General features: G+C 68.9%; 3 protein-coding genes and 1 pseudogene. All 4 read right to left on the reverse strand.

What is annotated here, in order from left to right; genetic code table 11:
• On the reverse strand, positions 1-1,149 hold a 1,149-nt coding region (locus VIB55_RS15580), incomplete at its 3' end, for a DUF1343 domain-containing protein (RefSeq protein ID WP_331877581.1).
• 173 nt (positions 1,150-1,322) lie between these two features.
• On the reverse strand, positions 1,323-1,481 hold the full coding sequence (locus VIB55_RS15585; protein ID WP_331877582.1) for a hypothetical protein: 159 nt from the start codon (positions 1,479-1,481) through the stop codon (positions 1,323-1,325).
• A gap of 58 nt (positions 1,482-1,539) precedes the next feature.
• Positions 1,540-2,376: an EAL domain-containing protein gene (locus tag VIB55_RS15590; protein WP_331877583.1), complete on the reverse strand. Its 837-nt coding sequence runs from the start codon at positions 2,374-2,376 to the stop codon at positions 1,540-1,542.
• A gap of 430 nt (positions 2,377-2,806) precedes the next feature.
• Positions 2,807-3,158 (reverse strand): annotated as a pseudogene (locus VIB55_RS15595) (hypothetical protein); the annotation flags it as partial.

Below are 3,158 nucleotides of genomic sequence, written 5' to 3' on the forward strand. Positions count from 1 at the left end.
CGGGTGCATGCGGTGGATCTCCACCAGGAACACCAACGCGGTCAGCACCGGCTTGAACTGCTCGCGATCGGTAATGCGCAGGCGCACCCCGCGGCAGAGGCGGTTGCGGTGCTGCATCCAGTCCGTTCCGCGGGGCGTGAACTCCGCCAGCTCGAACTCTACCCCCGGCAGGTCGTACGCGCGCACGCGGCGCAGAAGCTCCGTGTTGTTCATGTACGGCGCGCCCACGTAGCTGAACGGCGTCGGAGTCCCCCGTCCCACGGACAGGTTGGTCGTTTCCAGCATCACCAGCCCGCTGAACGCCAGCGCCGCGTCGAGCGTGCGGATGTTGGGCGACGGGTTGATCCACGGCAGCCCGGTTTCGTCGAACCATGCATTGCCGCGCCACCCCTGCACCGGCACCACGCTCAGCTTGGCGCCGATGCGGTACTCGCCGTTGACGTATCGCGCCACTTCGCCCGTTGTCATCCCGTGGCGCAGGGGGACGGGATAGTAGCCGGTGATCAGCGGGCCGCGGCTGCGCATCTCGTACTGCATCAGCGGCCCTTCCGCACGCGAGGTGACAGGATTGGGCCGGTCCAGCACGACGAAGGGGATGCCGTGGCGCGCGGCCTCCTCCATCGCCATCGCCATCGTCCAGATGTACGTGTACGGCCGCGCGCCGATGTCCTGCATGTCGAACAGCAGCACGTCGATGCCTCGCAGCATGGCCGCGGTGGGGCGCTCGGTGGATCCATAGAGCGAGAACACCGGCAGCCCCGTCCGCGAATCGCGCGACGTGCCGATGCGCTCTCCGCCATCGATGTTGCCGCGCAGCCCGTGCTCCGGCCCGAAGAGCGCGACGAGCCGCACCTCGGGATGGCGGTGGAGCGCGTCGATGGCGCTGCGCCCGTCGCGGGTGACGGCCGTGTGGTTGGTGATCAGCCCCACGCGCTTGCCCCGCACCAGGTGCAGCGAATCGCGCAGCAGCACCTCCAGCCCGGGGAGCACCGGCTCCTGTGCCTTGGACGCGGTCGGCGCGTTGACGTAGTTGGCGGGGAGCACGGTGGGCTGCTGCGCCCGCGAGGGCGAGGGGCCCAGCTGCGCGGCGAGCGCGCCGACGCACGCAGCCAACGCGGCCACGGGCTTGAGAACCGTTGTGTAGGGCATTGGACGATCGATCCCGCGAAACTGCGTTGATGGCGCGATGATGGTGCGGCCGTTAGACTCGCCGCTTGCGAGGATTGTTCCGCAAAACGCGGTTTCACATGAAAGACACGGAGGATCGGGAGGAACCCTCCCCGGCCCTCCGTGCGCCCCGAGCCCTTCGTGTGAGACCGCGTTCAGCGGCGATCTCGGATGTGCACGGCCATCTGCCGCGGCGGCTTTCCGTCGGGCGTCAGCCACACCACGTCCGCACCCTCGTCCCACCCCTGCCGCTCGCGCCGGATGCGCGCCGCGATCTCGTGTGCGGCCTGCAGGGCCGCGTTCTTCCTGGTCATCCGTTCCTCGCGATCTATGAGTGCAGCGCCGGCGGACCGGCGCATCGATCAGGGGAAATCAGGCCGCGCGGCACAGGCGCGGCGCCACCGCCAGCGTGTCCGGGAGCACCACCGCCGGCAGGCCTGCGCCCGGCTTGGCCATCAGGTGCCCCTGCACGCAGTCCGCGCCCAGGGCGCGCACGGCGGCCAGCTCCTCCGACGTTTCCACGCCTTCCACGATCACCGTGCTGCCCATGGCGTGGCCCAGCATCACCAGCGAATGCACCACCTGCCGCCGGCCCGTGTGCGCGTGGACGCCTCGCACCAGCTCCAGCGCGATCTTCAGGAAGTCGGGGCGCACCTCGGCCAGCACGCGCAGGTCCGAGTAGCCCGTGCCCACGTCGTCCAGCGCGATCTGAAAGCCGAGTTCGCGGTACCGCATCAGCGCGCGCAGAAACCCGGGGTCCGAGCGCATCCGCGACTCTTCCGTCACCTCCAGCACCAGGCGGTTCACCGGCACGCCCGTCTCGGCCACCACGCGCTTGGCGAACTCCAGGAACTCGGGCTCGCGGATGCGCTCCGCTGACAGGTTCAGGAAGAGCAGCGTGTCCGGGCGGCGCCACAGCCCCAGCCGCGTGGCGTTCAGCAGCGCCGTCGTCCAGCACACCCGCTCCAGCGCCGCCATCTCGCCCAGCCCGTTGGCCGTGGCGAACAGCGTGCGCGCCGAGTGCAGCGGCGAATCCAGCGGGCCGCGGGCAAGCGCCTCGTACCCGATCACGCCGAACCCGTCGGCGCTCACGATCGGCTGGTAGAACGGCGTCACCGTGCAGAAGAACTTCGGCTCCATCACCGGCGCGGCGGTCCGGGTCTGCACGGCCGTCGCGTGATCGTCCACCATCGTATCTATGTCGAACATGGGCTGGATCTCCCAGGATTGTCGCGGTCCTTCAAGGGGCCGGCCGTTCCCGCGGTGACGCGGCGTCGCTGGCTGCGGAGAACAATCTGCATCCCGCAACCGGTACGCGAATGGGTCGAACTACCCAAACCGCTCGAACCGGTTCAACATCGTTCAAGTGAGCGATCCCGAATCAGCGGATCGGCACGGCAGATGGTACGGGAGCAAGGGTCTTCGTGGTTTCAGAGATGCTGGTCCATGAAGGTCCGCCGCGCTTCCGGGGATGATCTAAGTCGATGTGGATCATCGATATGGAAGTGATCCAGGGAACTAAAGAACAGCGCGGGCCGCACCCGCTGAAAGCGCGGATGCGGCCCGATGTGCGTGCTGCGGGTATCGGCTCAGCAGCCCGGGTGGGACACGTCAGGTACAGTTCAGATCCAGGTTCAACTCAGCTGAACATGTCGTCACCGAACTTGAAGCCGCCCGCGCCCTTGCCCTTGGGGCGCTCGGCCTTGGCGCGGCCGTAGGCGCCGCTCTCGGCGCGGCTGATCTTCCGGTGCGCCGCCAGCCCCTCCAGCAGCAGCTCGGCTGCGGCCACGGTCATCGCCGGGTCCGCCGGGTTGCTGAGCCCCGCGCCCTCCAGCGCCTCGTTCAGCCCGTTCACCGCCGCCAGTCCGGCGAGGCACGCCTCGGCCGAGGCGCCGTCGCTGATCTGCAGCACGCCGCCCTTGTCGAAGTGCTCGATCACCTCGTCCAGCATCGACACATCCCACATGCCGTCGAACACGTCGCGCGCGGCC

The sequence above is a fragment of the Longimicrobium sp. genome (assembly GCF_036554565.1).
Taxonomy (GTDB): domain Bacteria; phylum Gemmatimonadota; class Gemmatimonadetes; order Longimicrobiales; family Longimicrobiaceae; genus Longimicrobium.

Excerpts from the sequence above, each read along its gene's own strand:
- VIB55_RS15585 (WP_331877582.1), bottom strand. The coding sequence starts at position 1,481 with ATGACCAGGAAGAACGCGGCCCTGCAGGCCGCACACGAGATCGCGGCG.
- VIB55_RS15590 (WP_331877583.1), bottom strand. The coding sequence starts at position 2,376 with ATGTTCGACATAGATACGATGGTGGACGATCACGCGACGGCCGTGCAG.